The following is a 374-nucleotide window of genomic DNA, read 5'->3' on the forward strand; positions in this document are numbered from 1 at the left end:
CTGACACAGCCGCTCTGACACAGCGGTCTGAGTGGCTACCTGAACCCAAACAGATACCAGCCCCAACAAAAAACCGCCCCGGCCGATAACCACCTGAAGCATACTGAATAGTCAAAAAACACCCATATTTGACATCAATATGGCATCAATCAATCAAGCGAATTCACGATAAACACAATGTAAACAACAACGCTGATTTACCCTTAAGTTTTAAAGGGATTAATAACAACCGCCAACACCCGACAATGATGACATTCTTATCATCTCAGCGCTGGCAGGAATGATCAGCCCTGCGCCGCAACAGGACTGATTCTCGCCTCCGGCTTGTGCTAGAATGCGCCGCTTTCCGGACATCCGCCGCAGGCAGTTACCCT

Origin of the sequence: Thalassolituus sp. UBA6592 (assembly GCF_002433655.1) — a bacterium.
Lineage (GTDB): Bacteria > Pseudomonadota > Gammaproteobacteria > Pseudomonadales > Oceanobacteraceae > Venatoribacter.